The sequence below is a fragment of the Pseudomonas aestuarii genome, from assembly GCF_027988105.1.
Lineage (GTDB): Bacteria > Pseudomonadota > Gammaproteobacteria > Pseudomonadales > Pseudomonadaceae > Aquipseudomonas > Aquipseudomonas aestuarii.
The window spans coordinates 710,669-730,128 of record NZ_JAQJZJ010000001.1 but is presented as its reverse complement, the minus strand read 5'-3'; the positions used below and the strand labels follow the sequence as shown (position 1 = coordinate 730,128).

General features: G+C 62.3%; 19 protein-coding genes. 5 read left to right on the top strand and 14 right to left on the bottom strand.

The features are described 5' to 3' along the window. Nucleotides 1-176 precede the first annotated feature (176 nt). From recJ to PH586_RS03340, 3 genes are all read right to left on the bottom strand, one after another. Nucleotides 177-1,889, bottom strand: coding sequence for a single-stranded-DNA-specific exonuclease RecJ (recJ, locus tag PH586_RS03350; RefSeq protein WP_271346335.1), 1,713 nt, complete (start codon nucleotides 1,887-1,889; stop codon nucleotides 177-179). A gap of 65 nt (nucleotides 1,890-1,954) precedes the next feature. Then, nucleotides 1,955-2,359, bottom strand: a complete 405-nt coding sequence (locus PH586_RS03345; protein ID WP_271346334.1) for a DUF1330 domain-containing protein — start codon at nucleotides 2,357-2,359, stop codon at nucleotides 1,955-1,957. 105 nt (nucleotides 2,360-2,464) lie between these two features. Further along, on the bottom strand, nucleotides 2,465-3,004 hold the full coding sequence (locus tag PH586_RS03340; RefSeq protein WP_271346333.1) for a YaeQ family protein: 540 nt from the start codon (nucleotides 3,002-3,004) through the stop codon (nucleotides 2,465-2,467). Nucleotides 3,005-3,101: 97 nt separating this feature from the next. On the opposite strand from PH586_RS03340, the gene PH586_RS03335 reads away from it, so the two are divergent. Continuing rightward, nucleotides 3,102-4,301: a CaiB/BaiF CoA transferase family protein gene (locus tag PH586_RS03335; protein ID WP_271346332.1), complete on the top strand. Its 1,200-nt coding sequence runs from the start codon at nucleotides 3,102-3,104 to the stop codon at nucleotides 4,299-4,301. A gap of 20 nt (nucleotides 4,302-4,321) precedes the next feature. Then, complete coding sequence (locus PH586_RS03330; protein ID WP_271346331.1) at nucleotides 4,322-4,585, top strand: hypothetical protein; 264 nt, start codon at nucleotides 4,322-4,324, stop codon at nucleotides 4,583-4,585. 82 nt (nucleotides 4,586-4,667) lie between these two features. Here the strand turns inward: PH586_RS03330 and thrC are convergent, their stop codons facing one another. The 4 genes from thrC to xerD form a co-directional block, all read right to left on the bottom strand. Continuing rightward, nucleotides 4,668-6,077, bottom strand: coding sequence for a threonine synthase (gene thrC / locus PH586_RS03325; RefSeq protein ID WP_271346330.1), 1,410 nt, complete (start codon nucleotides 6,075-6,077; stop codon nucleotides 4,668-4,670). 80 nt (nucleotides 6,078-6,157) lie between these two features. Then, nucleotides 6,158-7,462, bottom strand: a complete 1,305-nt coding sequence (locus PH586_RS03320) for a homoserine dehydrogenase (protein ID WP_271346329.1) — start codon at nucleotides 7,460-7,462, stop codon at nucleotides 6,158-6,160. A 119-nt stretch (nucleotides 7,463-7,581) separates the two neighbouring features. Then, the gene (locus tag PH586_RS03315) at nucleotides 7,582-8,307 is read right to left on the bottom strand and encodes a DsbC family protein (RefSeq protein WP_271346328.1); all 726 of its coding nucleotides are present in this window, start codon (nucleotides 8,305-8,307) and stop codon (nucleotides 7,582-7,584) included. Between the two features lie 92 nt (nucleotides 8,308-8,399). Beyond that, complete coding sequence (gene xerD, locus PH586_RS03310; protein WP_271346327.1) at nucleotides 8,400-9,296, bottom strand: site-specific tyrosine recombinase XerD; 897 nt, start codon at nucleotides 9,294-9,296, stop codon at nucleotides 8,400-8,402. Nucleotides 9,297-9,381: 85 nt separating this feature from the next. On the opposite strand from xerD, the gene PH586_RS03305 reads away from it, so the two are divergent. Beyond that, nucleotides 9,382-11,223, top strand: a complete 1,842-nt coding sequence (locus PH586_RS03305) for a cation:proton antiporter (protein WP_271346326.1) — start codon at nucleotides 9,382-9,384, stop codon at nucleotides 11,221-11,223. Nucleotides 11,224-11,666: 443 nt separating this feature from the next. Here the strand turns inward: PH586_RS03305 and rplS are convergent, their stop codons facing one another. The 5 genes from rplS to ffh all read right to left on the bottom strand — a co-directional run bounded on the left by rplS (nucleotide 11,667) and on the right by ffh (nucleotide 15,181). Then, nucleotides 11,667-12,017: a 50S ribosomal protein L19 gene (gene rplS / locus PH586_RS03300; RefSeq protein WP_238039759.1), complete on the bottom strand. Its 351-nt coding sequence runs from the start codon at nucleotides 12,015-12,017 to the stop codon at nucleotides 11,667-11,669. A gap of 42 nt (nucleotides 12,018-12,059) precedes the next feature. Next, the gene (trmD, locus tag PH586_RS03295) at nucleotides 12,060-12,812 is read right to left on the bottom strand and encodes a tRNA (guanosine(37)-N1)-methyltransferase TrmD (protein ID WP_271346325.1); all 753 of its coding nucleotides are present in this window, start codon (nucleotides 12,810-12,812) and stop codon (nucleotides 12,060-12,062) included. Nucleotides 12,813-12,817: 5 nt separating this feature from the next. Beyond that, complete coding sequence (rimM, locus tag PH586_RS03290; RefSeq protein WP_271346324.1) at nucleotides 12,818-13,354, bottom strand: ribosome maturation factor RimM; 537 nt, start codon at nucleotides 13,352-13,354, stop codon at nucleotides 12,818-12,820. Nucleotides 13,355-13,362: 8 nt separating this feature from the next. Beyond that, nucleotides 13,363-13,614 (bottom strand): 30S ribosomal protein S16, encoded by a 252-nt coding sequence (gene rpsP / locus PH586_RS03285; RefSeq protein WP_238039762.1) that lies wholly within the window; start codon nucleotides 13,612-13,614, stop codon nucleotides 13,363-13,365. A gap of 193 nt (nucleotides 13,615-13,807) precedes the next feature. Further along, entirely contained in the window at nucleotides 13,808-15,181 is a 1,374-nt protein-coding gene (gene ffh / locus PH586_RS03280) for a signal recognition particle protein (RefSeq protein WP_271346323.1), read from the bottom strand. A gap of 157 nt (nucleotides 15,182-15,338) precedes the next feature. Here ffh and PH586_RS03275 point away from each other — a divergent pair, with 157 nt between their 5' ends. Further along, nucleotides 15,339-16,139, top strand: coding sequence for a cytochrome C assembly family protein (locus PH586_RS03275; RefSeq protein WP_271346322.1), 801 nt, complete (start codon nucleotides 15,339-15,341; stop codon nucleotides 16,137-16,139). 10 nt (nucleotides 16,140-16,149) lie between these two features. Further along, entirely contained in the window at nucleotides 16,150-17,436 is a 1,287-nt protein-coding gene (locus tag PH586_RS03270; RefSeq protein ID WP_271346321.1) for an HlyC/CorC family transporter, read from the top strand. 98 nt (nucleotides 17,437-17,534) lie between these two features. On the opposite strand, the gene PH586_RS03265 is transcribed toward PH586_RS03270, so the two are convergent. Both PH586_RS03265 and purT read right to left on the bottom strand, forming a co-directional pair. Beyond that, nucleotides 17,535-18,197, bottom strand: coding sequence for an SGNH/GDSL hydrolase family protein (locus PH586_RS03265; RefSeq protein WP_271346320.1), 663 nt, complete (start codon nucleotides 18,195-18,197; stop codon nucleotides 17,535-17,537). A gap of 68 nt (nucleotides 18,198-18,265) precedes the next feature. After that, nucleotides 18,266-19,447: a formate-dependent phosphoribosylglycinamide formyltransferase gene (gene purT / locus PH586_RS03260; protein WP_271346319.1), complete on the bottom strand. Its 1,182-nt coding sequence runs from the start codon at nucleotides 19,445-19,447 to the stop codon at nucleotides 18,266-18,268. Nucleotides 19,448-19,460: the final 13 nt, after the last annotated feature.

The following is a 19,460-nucleotide window of genomic DNA, read 5'->3' as shown; positions in this document are numbered from 1 at the left end:
CCATCATTACTCGCCGCAGGCAGTGCACCAGGGCGCATCGGCGCGGCGCAAAACTGGCGGGTTGTCGCTTCGCGCCGAAGCCGCCCTACGGACAGGCCGCAGAATCTGGATAAACCCCCGATCCAGCAAGGTGTCACTCGCAACAGGCAGTGCACCGTCAATTAGCGGGCGACAGCTCAGCGCGGCGCCAGATGCGCCACCATCAACTGCACGCTTTCCCGGCCGCGGTACTCGTTGACGTCCAGTTTGTAGGCCAGTTCGACCCAGCGCACGGTGGGATTGGGCCAGACCTCGCGGTCGATATTGAAGGCGATACCGTCCAGGGTCTGGCCGCCGCACTCGGTCTTCAGCACCAGCTTGAGGTGCTTGTCGCCGACCAGGCGCTGCTGCACCACCTGAAACACGCCGTGAAACAGCGGCTCGGGAAAATGCTGGCCCCAGGGCCCGGCATTGCGCAGCTCCTTGGCCAGGGGCAGGTGAAACTCCTCGACCGACAGGGCGCCATCGGACAGCAAGCGCCCGGTCAGGTCGTCTTCGTCCAGCTGGCGCCGCACCTCGGCATCGAAGGCCGCGGCAAAGGCACCGAAGTTGGCTTCGGGCAGCGACAAGCCGGCCGCCATGGCATGCCCGCCGAACTTGCTGATCAGCTGCGGATGCCTGGCCGCGACGGCATCCAGGGCATCGCGGATATGAAAGCCCGGCACCGAGCGCGCCGACCCCTTGAGCACACCGTCGCCGGCATCGGCGAAGGCAATGGTCGGCCGGTGGTAACGCTCCTTCAGGCGCGAGGCGAGGATACCGATCACGCCCTGGTGCCAGTCGGCGTCGAACAGGCACAGGCCGAACGGCATGTCCTCCAGCGGCAGTTCCTTGAGCTGGGCCAGGGCCTCGCGCTGCATGCCCTGCTCGATGGCCTTGCGGTCCTGGTTGAGCTGGTCCAACTCCACCGCCATGTCGCGGGCCAGGGCCTCATCCTCGCAGAGCAGGCATTCGATCCCCAGGCTCATGTCATCCAGGCGTCCCGCCGCATTCAGGCGTGGACCGAGGATAAACCCCAGGTCGGTGGAGGTGATGCGCTCGGCCTGACGCCCGGCCACTTCGAGAATCGCGCGCAGGCCCGGTCGGGCGCGGCCTGCACGTATCCGCGCCAGGCCCTGATGCACGAGGATGCGGTTGTTGGCATCCAGCGGCACCACGTCGGCGACGCTGCCCAGCGCCACCAGGTCGAGCAGCTCGGCCAGATTCGGCTCCGGGCGCTGTGCACTGAACCAGCTCAGCTCGCGCAACCGTGCACGCAGCGCCAGCAGCACGTAGAAAATCACCCCGACCCCGGCCATGGCCTTGCTCGGGAACTGGCAACCCAGCTGATTGGGATTGACGATGGCATCCGCGGCAGGCAGCTCGGCCCCCGGCAGGTGGTGATCGGTGACCAGCACCATCAGCCCCGCCGCCTTGGCCGCCGCCACGCCCTCGACACTGGAAATGCCGTTGTCCACGGTAATCAACAACTGCGGCTGGCGCTGCAGCGCCACCGCGACGATTTCCGGAGTCAGGCCGTAGCCAAACTCGAAGCGGTTCGGCACCAGGTAGTCGATATGCGCCGCGCCGAGCATGCGCAACCCGAGCATGCCTACGGTGCTGGCGGTGGCGCCATCGGCATCGAAGTCACCGACGATCAGCATGCGCTGGCCCTGCTCCAGGGCTTGCACCAGCAACTCGACCGCTGCCTCGATGCCCTTGAGCTGCTGATAGGGGATCAGCCGTGCCAGGCCCTTGTCCAGTTCGGCCAGCGACTGCACGCCACGGGCGGCATACAGGCGGGTCAACAGCGGCGGCAGATTGCCCAGATCGGGCAGGATGGCGGGTAGCGGGCGGGCTTCGATGCGCATGGGACTCTTTATCGGCTAGTTGAATTTATTCGGAGAAACCGTGGCCGCCGCCCGCATCCAGTTCATCATGGCGCGATGCAACCGATCAGGCGTGAATCGGCCAGGGCAGCGCTGCGGTGTACGGTGGCGGCTTGATACTCGCTGTCGGCAAGCATGCTCAAAAACGCCGCCTTGCTCGGATAGCGCACCAGCAACACCTGATCCCAGCACTCATCCGGCGGCGCAATCAGTGCGACCTGCGCCTGCGCCATGACCTCAACCGCACCACCGACACCACGCACCTTGGCGATCGCCGTGCGGCTATAGCGGGCGTAAGCCTCAGGGCCACTGCAGGCGGCGTGCTCGCTGCCCGGCGGATACGCGGCCTGTTCGTTGTAACGCAACAGGTTGAGCATCAGGATGGGTTTATCGGCCGGCATGTTTTCGGCGAATTCGGCAAGTTGCTCGCGACTGGGGTTCAGGCTGGGCATGGCAGGTTCCTCATATGCAAACCGGCAGGCTGAGCAGCACCCCAGCGAGGGTCAAGTTTCATCAGCCACTCTGATAACCGGTTATCCTCGCAGGCCCGCATTCCCTCAGCGCTGGCCGATCAGCCACTCGATCGGCACTTCATGCTGGCCACGCTCGTCAGTGACGAACAGTTCGCCGTCGCTGATCATCACGCTCCAGCTCAGCGCCCGCGGCATATCCAGCGCCAGGCTGGCCAGCGCCTCCTGGTCCAGCGCCACCACGTTGATGTTCTTCAGGCTGCGCACCGGAGCGAGCACCTTGGTCTGCCACACGCGCAAGTTGCCATAGGCCACCAGGCTGAACTTCTCGGTGCGCCGCGAGCACCAGGTGATGCGGTCGCTATCGGGTTGGCCGACTTCGATCCAGTGCAGCACACGGTCGTCCAGGCTCTTTTCCCACAGCGCCGGCTCGTCGACATCCGACAGGCCACGACCGAAAGCCAGCTGCTCGTCGTAGAACAGGGCATAGGCGATCAACCGCGCAGCCAGGCGCTCTTCGGTTTCCGAGGGGTGTTTGGCCACGGTGAAACGCAGGGTCTGGTAGATGCTGCGGTCGATATCGGTGAGGTTCAGATCGATCTTGTAGGTCGTGGAAGGCAGGGCCATGGACGGGCTTCTTGGCTGAGCAAATAAGTCGGCAAGTCTACCCGATGCCGCCCGCTCACGTTAGAGTCGCGACCACAGCCTGATAGATGGAAGCGCCATGCAACTGCCCAGCAAACCCCTCGCCGGCCTGAAAGTGATCGAACTCGGCAGCCTGATCGCCGGCCCGTTCGCCGCACGTATTTGCGCCGAGTTCGGCGCCGAGGTGATCAAGGTCGAATCGCCCGACGGCGGCGACCCGCTGCGCAAGTGGCGCAAGCTCTACGAGGGGACATCCTTGTGGTGGTTCGTGCAGGCGCGCAACAAGCAGTCGATCACCCTCAACCTCAAGCACCCGCAAGGCCTGGAGGTGCTGAAGAAGCTGCTCGGCGAGGCTGATATCCTGATCGAGAACTTCCGCCCCGGCGTGCTGGAAAAACTCGGCCTGGGCTGGGAGGTGCTGCATGCACTCAACCCCAAGCTGGTAATGGTGCGCCTGTCCGGCTTCGGCCAGAGCGGGCCGATGAAGGATCAACCGGGCTTCGGCGCGGTCGGCGAAGCCATGGGCGGGCTGCGCTATATCACTGGCTTCGAGGACCGCCCCCCGGTGCGCACCGGCATTTCCATCGGCGATTCGATTGCCGCACTCTGGGGCGTGATAGGCGCGCTGATGGCGCTGCGTCACCGCGAAGTGAATGGCGGCCAGGGCCAGGTGGTCGATGTGGCGCTGTATGAGGCGATCTTCGCCATGATGGAGTCCATGGTGCCGGAGTTCGATGTATTCGGTTTTATCCGCGAACGTAGCGGCAATATCATGCCCGGCATCACGCCGTCCTCGATCCACACCAGCAGCGATGGCAAGCACATCCAGATCGGCGCCAACGGCGATGCCATCTTCAAACGTTTCATGCAGGCCCTCGACCGCCACGACCTGGCCGACGACCCCAGCCTGGCCAGCAATGACGGCCGTGACGCACGCCGCGACGAGCTGTATGGGGTGATCGATCGCTGGGTCGGCTCGCTGCCGCTGGATCAGGTACTAGAGACCTTGAATCAGGCCGAAGTACCGGCCAGCCGCATCTTCAGCGCCGAGGACATGTTCAACGACCCGCAATACCTGGCCCGCGAAATGCTCCTCAGCGCCAAGCTGCCGGACGGCAAGCCATTCAAGATGCCCGGCATCGTACCCAAGTTGTCCGACACCCCGGGCGGCGTCGAGTGGACCGGCCCGCAACTGGGCGAACACACCGAGCAGATCCTCGCTGCGCTAGGCTATAAGCATGAAGCTGTTGCCGAACTGCGCCGCAACGGCGCCATCTGAATCCGCCCAGGAGCAGAGTCATGCCGGCCGATGAACCCTCACTGCCCGGGGAGGTGCTACTGCTTTTGCAGCAGGACAGGCGCGAAGAAGCCATCGAACTGCTGCAGGTACGCCAAGGGATAAGCGCGCAAGAAGCCGAGGAACGGATCAACCGCTACCAAGAGGAAAACCCACCGATCTGCCTGCGCGGCCCCGGCATAGTGGCCCGAAGCAAGCTCAATGCCCTGATCTGGCTGGGCCTGATCGTGCTCATGACCCTGACCTACCTGCTGCTGGTCGGCTGAGACACCCGCGCGCCCCGAGCCCACGCCAACGAAAAAGACCGGCACCTTGCGGTGACCGGCCTTGGGCCAATCGCGCGCGCCCTTACAGCGGCTTGCCGCGATTGCCGTGCTGGGTGACAAAGCCCTGCACCGTTTTCAGGTCATTGGCCAGTACCGTGCAGCGCTCTTCGCGCTCGAACAGATCAGCCAGATGCGGCGGCAACGCCGGGGCCTGGCCGACGCCGGCCTGCTCCACCGCCTCGGGGAACTTCACCGGATGTGCAGTCCCCAGGATGACCATGGGCGTGGCCAGACTACGCCGACACTCACGGGCGGCACGCACGCCGATGGCGGTATGCGGATCGAGCAGCTCGCCGCACTCGGCGAACACTTCGGCGATGGTTTCGCAGGTCGCCTGGTCATCGACCGCCAAGGAATCGAACAACTTGCGCGCCTCGGTCCAGCGATCTTGCTCCACGCTGAAACCGCCCCCCTGCTTGAAGTTGTTCATCAGCTCGGCAATCGCCGCACCGTTACGCCCGTGCAGATCGAACAGCAGGCGTTCGAAGTTCGACGAGACCATGATGTCCATGGACGGCGACAGCGTCGGGTAGAGATCGCCCTTGACGTACTGATTGCCGCTCATGAAGCGATGGAGGATGTCGTTGCGGTTGGTCGCGACGATCAGCTGGCTGATCGGCAGGCCCATGTTGCGCGCCAGGTAGCCGGCGAAGATGTCGCCGAAGTTGCCGGTCGGCACCGAGAACGCAATGGAGCGCGCCGGGCCGCCGAGCTGCAGGGCAGCGTGGAAGTAGTAGACGATCTGAGCCATGATCCGCGCCCAGTTGATCGAGTTGACCGCCACCAGACGCGTGCCCTTGAGGAAGCTCTGGTCGGCAAAGCTGTCCTTGACCATCTCCTGGCAGTCGTCGAAGTTGCCTTCGACGGCGATGTTGTGGATGTTCTCGCCGAGGATGGTGGTCATCTGCCGGCGCTGCACCTCGGACACCCGGTTATGCGGATGGAGGATGAATATGTCGACGTTGTCGCAGGCCTTGCAGCCTTCGATGGCCGCCGAACCGGTGTCACCCGAGGTGGCCCCCATGATCACCACGCGCTCGTTGCGCTTGGCCAGCACATAGTCGAGCAAGCGGCCGAGCAACTGCAGGGCGAAATCCTTGAACGCCAGGGTCGGGCCGTGGAACAGTTCAAGCACCCACTCGTTGCCGTTCAGCTGACGCAGTGGCGCCACCGCGCTGTGGGCAAACACGCCGTAGGTTTCTTCGAGAATCTTCTTGAAATCGGCATCCGGAATGCTGCCGGTCACGAACGGGCGCATCACCCGGAAGGCCAGCTCATGGTAGGGCAAGCCGGCCCAGGAGGCGATTTCTTCCTGGGTGAAGCGTGGCAGGTTTTCCGGTACGTAGAGACCGCCATCACTGGCCAGGCCAGCCAGCAGAACGTCTTCGAAATTCAGGGCCGGTGCCTGGCCGCGGGTACTGATATAGCGCATGTTTGGCAAACCTTCGGTTTGAGCTGCAAGCTTCAAGCGGCAAGCCGCACGCGCCTGCTGCGCGCGCGGCCTGCTGCGGGTTAGTTCAACTGTTCGACGCGAATGCGCATGACCTTGCCAACCACATCGTCCAGCGCTTCCAGGGCGGCCAGCGCCTCGTCGATGCGCGCCTCGACCACCCGATGGGTTACCAGAATCATCGGCACCAAGCCGTCGTGTTCTTCGACTTCCTTCTGCATGATCGACTCGATGTTGATGCCACGCTGCGACAGGATGCTCGCCACCTGAGCCAGCACACCGGGATGATCCTTGGCCTGGATGCGCAGGTAGTAGGCGCTCTCGCACGCGGCGATCGGCAGAATCGGGTGATCGGACAGCGAATCCGGCTGGAAGGCCAGGTGTGGCACCCGATTGGTCGGATCGGTGGTCAGGGCGCGCACTACGTCGACCAGGTCGGCGATGACCGAGGACGCAGTCGGTTCCATGCCAGCACCCGCGCCGTAATACAGGGTCGAGCCCGCCGCGTCGCCATTGACCATCACCGCGTTCATCACGCCATTGACGTTGGCGATCAGGCGATCGGCCGGGATCAAGGTCGGGTGCACGCGCAACTCGATACCGGCCTCGGTGCGACGCGCCACACCCAAGTGTTTGATGCGATAACCCAGGGCTTCGGCATAGCCCACGTCAGCCGTGGTCAGCTTGGTGATGCCTTCGGTGTAGGCCTTGTCGAATTGCAGCGGAATGCCGAAGGCGATGGAGGCGAGGATGGTCAGCTTGTGCGCCGCATCGATGCCTTCGACGTCGAAGGTCGGATCCGCCTCGGCATAGCCCAAGGCCTGGGCTTCTTTGAGCACGTCGTCGAAGGCCCGGCCCTTCTCGCGCATTTCGCTGAGGATGAAGTTGCCGGTACCGTTGATGATCCCGGCCAGCCAGTTGATGCGATTGGCTGCCAGTCCCTCGCGAATCGCCTTGATCACTGGAATGCCACCCGCCACGGCGGCTTCGAACGCGACGATCACGCCCTTATCACGCGCCCGGGCGAAGATCTCATTGCCATGCACGGCGATTAACGCCTTGTTGGCGGTGACCACATGCTTGCCATTGTCGATGGCCCTGAGCACCAGCTCGCGGGCCAGCGTATAGCCGCCGATCAGCTCGATGACGATCTCGATCTCGGGGTTGTCGACCAGCGCGAAGACATCGTTGGTAATGGGGGTACCGGTAATGTCGCACTGCGGGTTCTGCGAACGCAGCGCAATCTGCGCCACTTCAATGTCACGCCCGGCACGCCGCGCAATTTCCTCGGCGTTGCGCTTGAGCACGTTGAAGGTACCGCCACCGACGGTACCTAGCCCACAGATGCCTACTTTGACCGGTTTCACACTGAACTCCCCATCTGCACTGCGTAAAACGGCCGGAGCTAGCTCCGGCCGCAAAAAAGAAAAAAGAGCCGCACCTTACGAAGCGGCTGTTTATTAGTCAATCGGCCTGAGGCCCGCAATCACTTGGCGTCGAGCGCGAGCTTGGCCAGTTGCGCCGCGGGCTGGTAGCCGGGTATCAGTTTACCGTTGGCCAAGACGATCGCCGGCGTGCCACTGACCCCGATCGTCTGCCCCAGGGCGTATTGCTTGGCCACCGGATTGGCGCATTCGGCAGCGGGGACCTCCTGGCGCGTCTTGGCCAGGTTCATCGCCGCCTGGCGATCCTTGGCGCACCAGACACTGACCAGCTCTTTATAGGCCGGACTGCTCAACCCCTGGCGCGGGAAGGCCACGTAGCGCACCTCAACGCCCAGGCGATTGAGCTCCGGAACTTCGCTGTGCAGCTTCTGGCAGTAACCGCAATCGGTGTCAGTGAACACGGTGATGTGGGTCTTGGCCTGCTCCGGCGCAAAGATCACCATTTCCTGGGTCGGAATGCCGTTGATCTCTTTGGCGATCTCTTTGGTTTCATGCTGCTCGGTCAGGTTGACCGCCTTGCCGTCCTGAATCTGGAACAGATAGCCCTGCAGGAGGAACTGGCCGTCGGCACTGGCGTACAGCTGGCGGCCGCCCTTGAGCTGAATCTGATACACACCGGGCATCTGACTCTCGGCAATCGCTTCGATAGGCAGGTCTGGCTGGATCGACTGCAGGCTCTTGCGGATCAGCTGGTCAGGGTCGGCGGCCAGGCTCAGGCTGCTGGCAAGACCGAGGGCCACGGCTGCGAAAATGCGGGTCACGCGCATGCATACTCCTAACGAGCGTCGGGCAAACAAAGGTTGCAACAGCCTACCATAGATGCCCGCAAAGGCAGACCACAGCAGGTCGGACGGCCACTTCAGCCCCTCGGATGGTGCTGGGCATGCAACTCTTGCAGGCGCGCTCGAGCGATATGGGTATAAATCTGCGTGGTCGACAGATCGCTGTGCCCTAACAGCATCTGCACCACCCGCAGATCGGCACCGTGATTGAGCAAATGAGTAGCAAACGCATGACGCAAGGTATGCGGCGAGAGACTCTTGGCGATGCCAGCGACTCTGGCCTGCAGCTTGATCCGATGCCAGAAGGCCTGCCGGGTCATTTGCTCGCCGCGCGAACTGGGAAACAGCACGTCACTCGGCTTCCCGCCCAACAATAAATTTCGCGCCTCTTTATTGTAGCGCTCGATCCACAGGATCGCCTCTTCGCCCAGCGGCACCAGGCGCTCCTTGCTGCCCTTGCCGAACACCCGCAGCACGCCTTGGCGCAGATTGACCTGCTCCAGGGTCAGGCCGATCAACTCGCTGACCCGCAAGCCACAGGCATACAGCACCTCGAGCATGGCACGGTCACGCAGACCGATCGGCTCATCCACTTCCGGCGCCGCCAGCAGTGCCTCGACATCCGCCTCCGAGAGGGACTTGGGCAGCGATCTGCCGAGCTGCGGCATATCGACCTGCAGAGTCGGATCGGTGCCGATCAGCCCTTCACGCAACAAGAACCGATAAAAGCCGCGCAACCCCGAGATCAACCGCGCCGTCGAGCGGGCCTTGTAGCCCTCATTCAAGCGCCAGGCCAGATGATCGAGGATCAGCTCACGGCCGGCGCCGACCAACTCCAGATCGCGCGCCTGCAGCCAGCCATGGAATAACGCCAGATCACTGCGGTAGGCCGCCCGAGTGTGCACGGACAAGCCTTTCTCCAGCCACAGGGCATCGAGAAAACGGTCAATCAGCGGGTGATCGATGGCGGGCATGGGAGACTATGGCGGCAATTGAAAGCGGGTTAGTCTTTCACAGCCTGGTCATGCCCGACTAGTAGTGCGCACACAAGGATCACCGATGGACGAGCAACAAATTCTCCTTGCCTTCACGGTCATTGGTGCAGCCTCCCTCGCCTGTCAGTGGCTGGCCTGGCGCCTGCGCCTGCCGGCCATTCTATTTTTGCTGATCAGCGGCATACTCGCGGGGCCAATTCTCGGCTGGCTTGACCCACAGGCGCTGTTCGGCCCACTGCTATTCCCCATCGTCTCGATGTCCGTGGCGCTGATCCTGTTCGAAGGCAGCCTGACCCTGCACTTGTCCGAATGGCGCGAAATCGGCAGCGTGGTCAGACGCCTGGTAACAGTAGGCGCACTGACCACCTGGGCGACTATCGCCGTCACCACCCACTACCTGCTCGACTTCGCCTGGGACATGGCCCTGCTGTTCGGCACCTTGACCCTGGTCACCGGGCCCACCGTGATCGTACCGATGCTGCGCGTGGTACGCCCGAAAGCCTCGGTGTCGAACATCCTGCGCTGGGAAGGTATCGTCATCGACCCGATTGGCGCGTTGCTTGCCGTGGTCGTTTACAGCTTCATTATCGCCAGCGGTGACGGCGACGGTTGGAACCATGGCCTGGGCACCTTCGCCGGAGTGATCCTCTGCGGTTGCCTGTTCGGCGCGACCGGTGGCTGGGCACTCGGTCAAGTACTGCGGCGGCAATGGCTGCCAGACTACCTGCATAACCTCGCCGTGCTGGCCACCGTCCTCGGGGTGTTCATTGGCGCCAACCAGGTCATGCACGAGTCCGGCCTGCTCGCGGTCACCCTGATGGGCATGTGGCTGGCCAACATGAAGGGCGTGGATGTCCGGGATATCCTCCACTTCAAGGAAAACCTCAGCGTGCTGCTGATTTCCGGCCTGTTCATTCTGCTCGCCGCACGCCTGGACCTCGGCGCCCTGCTCGCGATGGGACCGGCAGTGTTGCTGCTGCTGGCCGTCATTCAGTTCGTCGCCCGCCCACTCAGCGTGGCGCTGTCTACCTTTGGCTCCAGCCTCAACTGGCGCGAGCGCGCCCTGCTCGCCTGGATATCCCCACGCGGCATAGTCGCCGCAGCGGTCTCGGCGACCTTCGCCATTCGCCTGAGCGAGTCAGGCCATGACGGTGCCCAGCTGCTGGTGCCCCTGACTTTTGCGGTCATCATCGGCACCGTGGTACTACAGAGCGCCACCGCCCGCCCGCTGGCAAAACTGCTCAAGGTGGCTGAACCGGCGCCCAGCGGCTTTCTCATCGTTGGCGCCAACTCAGTCGCCCGAGCGATTGGCAAGGCCCTGCAACAACTCAACTGTCGCGTACTGCTCACCGACTCCAGCTGGGAAAACATGCGTGCCGCGCGCATGGAGAACCTGCCGACCTATTTCGGCAATCCGGCCTCGCAACATGCCGAGGCGCACCTGGATCTGGTCGGCCTCGGCCACCTGCTGGCGCTGTCGCCGGCCGGCGAACTGAACACCCTGGCGAGCATGCGCTTTCGCCATGAGTTCGGTGCCACGCGCCTGTTCAGCTTGGCAAGCGGCCAGGAAAGTCGCCGCGGCGACAAGCACCGCGCCAGCGACGAACACCGTGGTCGACCACTGGGCAGTCAGCCCCTGACCTACCCTCATGCAGCCAGCCGCCTGTCCCATGGCGCCGAACTGTACAACACAACATTGACCGACGGCTTCGGCTGGAACGATTACCAGGCCCTGCATGGCACGCGCGCTACCCTGCTGTTCGCTCGCGACCGTGAGGGCTGGGTGCACGTGGCAACGCCAGGCCACAACTTGCAACCGCAGACCGGCTGGACCCTGGTGTCACTGATAGAAACGCAAACGGCGAACACCGCGGGCGCGGAGCACAATAGCCTGCAGACTACCTGAGCAACGACTGAACCAACAGCCCCCCGGACGGGCGATCAACCAAGGCAGGCGTATCCATATCTCGGCCAAATCCTGATCTGTACGCGCATGGCAGCCCACCTCAGATGATCCACACACCAGAGACCCGGCAGGCGCAAGCCTCTTGGTCACGACCGAGTATCAGCAGACGCTACGGCCGGCCATCCGCGCGACCATGGGCGGTTAGCCAAATACGTGCCGCAACCATGCCTGGCACCTGCTCCATCCGAGCCATGCCCGCCTTGCAGCGCCTGCGACTCTCCAGCAGCCATGGACGTGGCTGCCACAATGCCGCATCGCGGCATGAGGCCGAGCGCCTAGCCAGACGGGTAATCGGGACGCAGATCAGGCCACACGCTTCGCCCAGCCCGCCCCATAAACGCAAAAAGCAGCCCGAAGGCTGCTTTTCATAAGGAAGCTGAGGCTTAGCCCAGTTTTTCCTTGATACGTGCTGCCTTACCGGACAGGTCACGCAGGTAGTAAAGCTTGGCTTTACGCACGTCGCCGCGACGCTTGACGGCCAGGCTGTCGACCAGCGGGCTGTAGGTCTGGAAGGTACGTTCTACACCAACACCGTTGGAGATCTTGCGCACAGTGAAGGCGCTGTTCAGACCACGGTTACGCTTGGCGATTACCACGCCTTCAAATGCCTGCAGACGCTCACGGTCGCCTTCCTTCACTTTCACCTGGACGATGATGGTGTCACCCGGGGCGAAGGGAGGGACTACTTTGCCCATCTGCTCAGCTTCGATTTGCTGAATGATCTTGTTGGTCATGCTGCGCTCCTAAGACAAGCCGTCTGGCCGGTCATCGATACATTAACTATCGTCCCGCTGGCGGATGTATTCCTCCAGCAGCTTTTTCTCTTCCCCAGAAAGCGAGCGGCTATCCAGAAGATCGACACGGCGTTCCCAGGTCCGACCAAGGGACTGCTGCAAACGCCAGCGCCGGATGTGTTCATGGTTGCCGCCGAGCAGCACCTCAGGAACACGCTTATCCGCATACACCTCCGGACGAGTGTAATGCGGGCAGTCGAGCAGGCCATCCGTAAAGGAATCCTCCTCGGCCGAACATGCATGACCCAATGCACCAGGCAAAAGGCGCGTCACCGCATCGATCAGCACCATGGCCGGCAGCTCACCGCCAGACAGGACGTAATCCCCAATCGACCATTCTTCATCGACATGCGCTTCAATGAAACGCTCATCGACGCCTTCGTAGCGCCCGGCAATGAGGATCAAAGCCTCCTCGTTCGCCAGTTCGCGTACGGCTGACTGCGTCAGCTGACGACCCTGCGGCGATAGGTAAATCACCTTCGCTTTTACACCTGCGGCCTGCCTGGCATCGAGCAAGGCATCCTCAAGCGGCTTGATCTTCATCACCATGCCCGGACCGCCACCAAAAGGCCGATCATCAACAGTGTGATGGCGGTCCGTGGTGTAGCTCCGCGGGTTCCAACAGGTCAATTGCAACAAGCCCTGTTTCACCGCACGGCTGGTGATGCCGTAATCGCTGATTGCGGTAAACATCTCCGGGAACAGCGTAATGACTTCAACGCGCAGATTTGGCATCAGGCTTAGAAGTCCGCATCCCAGTCGACCTGCATTTCGCCGGCATCCAGGTCAATCGACAACACGCATTGTTCCGTATAGGGCAACAGGCGTTCACGATCATCCAGGCTGTCGGTGCAGGGTTTGACCACAATCACATCGTTGGCACCGGTCTCGAACAAATGGTCGATCTTGCCGAGCAATTGCCCCACCTGATCGATAACCTTGAGACCTTCCAACTGATACCAGTAGAACTCGCCTTCGCTCAGATCAGGCAACTGGCTGCGCGGCACACAAATCTCAAAACCGGCATAGCTACGTGCTACCTCGCGATCATCGAGACCCTTGAGCCTTGCTACCAGAACCTTGCCTTGCAGGCGGCCACTAGCCAATTCGACTTGCTTGACCTCGTTGTCACGCCTGAGCGTCCAGCGAGGATAATCGAGCACGTTGGTCAAAGGATCAGTAAAGGAAAACACCTTCACCTCACCCTTTATGCCATGCACCGAGAATATCTTGCCAAGGACCACTAAGTCCTCGGCGGGAGCTGGCGTCATGCTCATAAGGTTGCTTAGGCAGCAGCCTTGGCAGCTTCCTTGAGCAGCTGAGCAACGCGCTCAGACGGCTGTGCACCTTGACCGAGCCAGTAAGTGGCACGCTCTTGGTTGATCGACAGCTTGATTTCAGCACCCGAAGCAACCGGGTTGAAGAAACCAATACGCTCAACGAAGCGACCATCGCGCGGATTGCGGCTATTGGTCACGGTGAGGTGGTAGAACGGGCGCTTTTTGGAGCCGCCACGGGCAAGACGGATGGTTACCATTGAACTTCTTTCCTGTAGTCGGTGCTGCAAAACAAAAAAATGCAAGCATAGGGCACAAGGCCCGAAAGGCCGCATATTCTAAGGATTATCACTACTTTTGCAAAGCCTTTTTCCCAGAGACAGAAAAGGCATTGCAAAACAGCAGCGACAAGCTGCAGGCCGAGGTCCCTGGCTTGCTGCTTGTCGCTCACAGTTACATCTTCGGCATACCGCCCGGCATCATACCGCCCATGCCGCGCATCATCTTGGCCATGCCGCCTTTGGCCGAGAACTTCTTCATCATCTTCTGCATCTGCTTGTGCTGCTTGATCAGGCGACCGATGTCCTGCACCTGAGTCCCGGAGCCCATGGCGATGCGCCGCTTGCGCGAGCCACTGATGACATCAGGATCACGTCGCTCGCCCGGAGTCATCGAGTTGATGATGGCTTCCATCTGCTTGAACTGCTTTTCGGCCGCGCCCTGGGCGTTACCCATCTGCGCCAGATTGACACCACCCATCTGCGGCAACTTGTCCATCAGGCCGCCAAGACCGCCCATGTTCTTCATCTGCTGCAGCTGGTCACGGAAGTCTTCGAGATCGAAGCCCTTGCCCTTCTTCAGCTTCTTGGTCAGCTTGTCGGCTTTCTCGCGGTCGAGTGTCTGCTCGGCCTGCTCGATCAGGCTGAGCACGTCGCCCATGCCGAGGATGCGCGAAGCGATACGGTCCGGATGGAATGGCTCCAGCGCATCGCTCTTCTCGCCCATACCGATGAACTTGATCGGCTTGCCGGTGACATGCCGCACCGACAAGGCCGCACCACCACGCGCATCACCATCGACCTTGGTCAACACCACCCCGGTCAGCGGCAACGCATCACCGAAGGCCTTGGCGGTGTTGGCCGCATCCTGGCCGGTCATCGCATCGACCACGAACAGGGTCTCGGCCGGCTTGATCGCCGCATGCAGCGCCTGAATCTCCGCCATCATCTCGGCATCGATGGCCAGACGACCGGCGGTATCGACGATCACCACATCGATGAACTTGAGCTTGGCTTCCTTGATTGCCGCCTCGGCAATCGCCACCGGCTTCTGACTGAGATCCGAGGGAAAGAAGGTCACCCCGATATCGGCAGCCAGGGTTTCCAGCTGCTTGATGGCGGCGGGACGGTAGACGTCGGCCGACACCACCAGCACGGTCTTCTTCTTGCGCTCCTTGAGGAAGCGCGCCAGCTTGCCGACCGTGGTGGTTTTACCCGCGCCCTGCAAGCCCGCCATCAGCACAACGGCCGGCGGCGTGACATTCAGCACCAGGTCTTCATTGGCCGCGCCCATCAGCTCTTCCAGCTCGGCGCGCACGATCTTCACGAAGGCCTGACCCGGCGTCAGGCTTTTCGACACCTCGGTTCCGACCGCACGGTCCTTGACCTTGGCTACGAAGTCCTTGACCACCGGCAATGCGACGTCAGCTTCGAGCAACGCCATGCGCACTTCGCGCAGGGTGTCCTTGATATTGTCTTCGGTCAGCTTGGCTTTGCCAGTGACATTGCGCAGCGTCTGCGAGAGGCGGTCGGTTAGATTTTCGAACATGCACGTTCCTTTCGGGCCCTATCGAGCCGAGGGTGGGCTTGCAACAGACCAGCGATTATATCGAAGACTCCCACCGGCCGACACTGTCAGCGGTCTTTCGTGAAATGCTTGTTGTATGCCACACTCAGCGCCTTTCGGGCTTGCCTAACAAGGATTTATGCACCCTCTGCTTCCCAGCCTCGCTGCTGCCAGCCTTTATGCCGGCGCCACTTTCTACCAAGGCCTGCGCCTGAGCCAGCGCAGCACCCCCGACAAACGCCTGCTGGCGCTGCTGGGTGTGCTCGCCCTGCTCTTCCATGGCGCCAGCCTGTTCCTGCAGATGAGCCAGGCATCCGGCCTGTCGCTCGACTTCTTCAATGCCGCCAGCCTGATTGCCTTTGCCGTGATCGCATTGACCCTGCTCGCCTGCAGCCGCATTCCGGTGGAAAACCTGCTACTGCTGCTATTTCCGCTCGGCTGCCTGACAGTATTGCTGGCGCAGTTCATGCCGTCCGGCACCCTGCAGTCGATCAATGAAGCGCCGGGCATCCTCGCTCACATCCTGCTGTCGATCATGGCCTACGGCATGCTGACCATCGCCGTATTCCAGGCGCTGCTGCTATTGCTGCAGGACCATCAGCTCAAGCACAAGCACCCGTCGGGACTGATCAAGAACTTCCCTCCGCTGCAAACCATGGAAAGCCTGCTGTTTGGCTTTCTCTGGGCCGGCTGGATTCTGCTATCGCTGTCATTGCTGTCCGGTGCAATCTTCATCGATGACCTGCTGGCCCAGCACCTGGTGCATAAAACCATCCTGTCCTTCTTCGCCTGGGCTGTCTTCGCCGTACTGCTCTGGGGCCGACACCAGCTTGGCTGGCGTGGGCACAAGGCGATCCGCTGGACCCTGGCCGGTTTCTGCCTGCTGATGTTGGCGTACTTTGGCAGCAAGCTGGTTCGCGAATTCATTCTGCATATCTAGGCCATTTTCCGTGGAAAACGCTCACCCTGGCTTTCTGATTGGCCTGCTGCTCTTCCTGCTCGCCTGCTCGGCATTCTTCTCCAGCTCGGAAACCGGCATCCTCAGCCTCAATCGTTATCGCCTGCGCCATATGGCCAAAGAAGGGCACCGCGGCGCCAAGCGGGTCAGCGACCTGCTCAGCCGCCCGGACCGCCTGCTCGGCACCATCCTGATCGGCAACAACTTCGTCAACATATTGGCCTCGGCCATCGCCACCGTGCTGGCCATCCAGCTCTGGGGCGAAGCCGGGATCGCGATTGCCACCATAGGCTTGACCCTGGCGCTGCTGATTTTCGGTGAAATCACCCCGAAAACCCTGGCAGCCCTGCACCCGGAAAAAGTTGCCTACCCGTTCAGCCTGCCGCTGCTGATATTGCTCAAGCTGTTCTACCCGCTGGTCATTCTGCTTGGCTGGATCAGCAACGGCCTGCTCAGGCTACTGGGTGTCGACCCGGCCAGTAAAAGCAACGACAGCCTGACCACCGAAGAACTGCGCAGCGTGGTGCGTGAGTCCGGCCATGAACTGCCGAAAAACCGCCAGAACATGCTGCTCGGCATTCTCGACCTGGAGAATGTCACGGTCGACGACATCATGATCCCGCGCAACGAAGTTACCGGTATCGACCTGGAAGACGATATCGAAACCATCATCAACCTGCTCACCACCACGACCCACACGCGCCTGCCGGTGTTTCGCCACAACATCAACCAGATCGAAGGCATCGTGCACATGCGCCAGATCGCGCGCCTGATGAGCCAGAACCAGCTGACCAAAGACGACTTGCTCGCCGCCTGCAACGAACCCTATTTCGTGCCAGAGAACACACCGCTGTCGACTCAGCTGATCAACTTCCAGAAGCAGAAACGCCGAATAGGCATCGTCGTCGACGAGTACGGCGATGTGATCGGCATCGTGACCCTGGAAGACATCCTCGAAGAAATCGTCGGCGACTTCAGCAACCAGAACACCCTGCGCAGCCCGGACATTCACCCGCAAGACGATGGCACCCAGGTCATCGATGGTGCCGCCTACATCCGCGAAGTGAACAAGATGCTCGGCTGGCACCTGCCCTGCGACGGCCCCAAGACCCTCAACGGCCTGATCACCGAAGCGCTGGAAAGCATTCCCGACAGCGCCGTATGCCTGAAGATCGGCCCTTACCGCCTGGAAATCCTGCAGTCGTCGGAGAACCGGGTGAAAAGCGTACGAGCCTGGAAGGCCAACGCCGCTTCGCCGAGCGAAACACCCGCAGATTAGTGGCTGGCGCAGCCAGCCTGGGGGTTGGCGCCAAGTCGCGGCGACGAGTCATTGCCGCCATGACTGCACCGCTCAGGGCTCAGGGCATCCGAAGTAGGCTAATCGAACCGAGCAAACAGGCCACGCGCCGCCAGCCCCTCGGCCCAGATCCGATAACCGAGGCGCGACGGGTGGTAGCCGTCGACTGCCAGGTAATCTGCGGAAAATTTCAGACTCAGCGGATGGTGCTCCGCACCAAGGCGCGCGGCGAGTTGGCGCAAGCAGCTATCGAGCAAAGCCGCACGCTTGCCTAGCACCTGCCGCAGCAGCCAGGGCAAGGCGCTGAAATGCTGCAGCGGCGGGACACCACTGAACGCCACCCGCGTACCACGCCCAGCCAGCGCCTCGGCCATGTTGCCGAGCGCAACGCGCCAGCGCGACAGCGACGTCAGATGGGTGACATCGTTGACGCCGAACACCAAGAGCGCAAGATCGAACGGCTCGTCCAGCACCTGTGGCAACAACCTTTCACAGGCCTGCACGGCGGTGATGCCGTTCTCACCACAGGCACGCCAGGCCACCGGCCGGCCGTGCCGAACGGCCAGCGCCTCGGCCAACCGCCCCACCAGCGCCGCACGCAAGCAGCTCACGCCAACACCCACCACCGTGGACTCACCCAACACCAGCAAGCGCAATGGCTCGCCCGCCAGATCAGCCCCAGCCAACCCGCGCTGCGGACCTTCGGCTGGCGACAGCCTGAGTGCCTGCCTGCGCGTGTGCATGGCCAGCGGCACCAGCACAGGCGACAGGGCCAGCACAGTCAGCCACCAGGCATATGCGCGCAGTGAGCTCACAGCTCGACGCGGACCGCCCGCGCCGCACGAGTGGCCTTGGCCCGCGCCGCCGGCAGCGACTCGTCGCGCGCCAAGGCCACGCCCATGCGCCGCTGACCACTGACTTCCGGCTTACCGAACAATCGCAGCGCCGTGTCAGGCTCGGCCAGCGCCGCACCGAGGTTGGCAAAACTGACCTGGCGTGAATCACCCTGCACCAGCAGCACCGCCGAAGCGGAGGGACCGAGCTGACGAATGAGCGGAATCGGCAGGCCGAGGATGGCCCGCGCATGCAGGGCGAATTCGGACAGATCCTGGGAAATCAGCGTGACCAGACCGGTATCGTGGGGCCGCGGCGAGACTTCGCAGAACCAGACCTGATCGCCCTTGACGAACAACTCGACGCCAAACAGCCCGCGACCGCCCAGCGAATCCGTGACCGCCAGGGCAATCCGCTCGGCCTCGGCCTGGGCCTTCGCACTCATCGGCTGCGGCTGCCAGGACTCCTGGTAGTCGCCCTTGACCTGACGATGACCGACCGGGGCACAGAAGCTGGTGCCTCCGGCATGCCGCACCGTCAGCAGGGCAATTTCGTAGTCGAAATCGATAAAGCCCTCGACGATGACCCGCCCCCTGCCGGCGCGACCACCGGCCTGGGCATACTCCCAAGCCGCCGCCAGGTCATCGCTGGTTTTCAGCAATGACTGGCCTTTGCCGGAGGAGCTCATGACCGGCTTGATCAGGCAGGGAAAACCGATCTGCTGCACAGCCGCCCGGCACGCCTCGAGCGAGTCGGCGAACTGGTATGGCGACGTTGGCAAGCCCAACTCTTCGGCCGCGAGACGACGGATACCCTCGCGGTTCATGGTCAACTGCGCGGCACGTGCGCTGGGAATAACGGTAAACCCTTCGTTCTCCAGCTCGACCAGGGTCGCCGTGGCGATCGCCTCGATTTCGGGAACGATGTAATGCGGCTGTTCCAACTCGATCACCGCACGCAACGCCGCGCCATCGAGCATGTCGATCACATGGCTGCGGTGCGCCACCTGCATCGCCGGGGCATTGGCATAGCGATCCACGGCGATCACCTCGACGCCGAGGCGTTGCAACTCGATCACCACTTCCTTGCCCAGCTCACCTGAACCACAGAGCAAGACGCGAGTCGCACTCGGCGACAACGGGGTTCCGATACGGGGCATGAAGAGTCCTCGA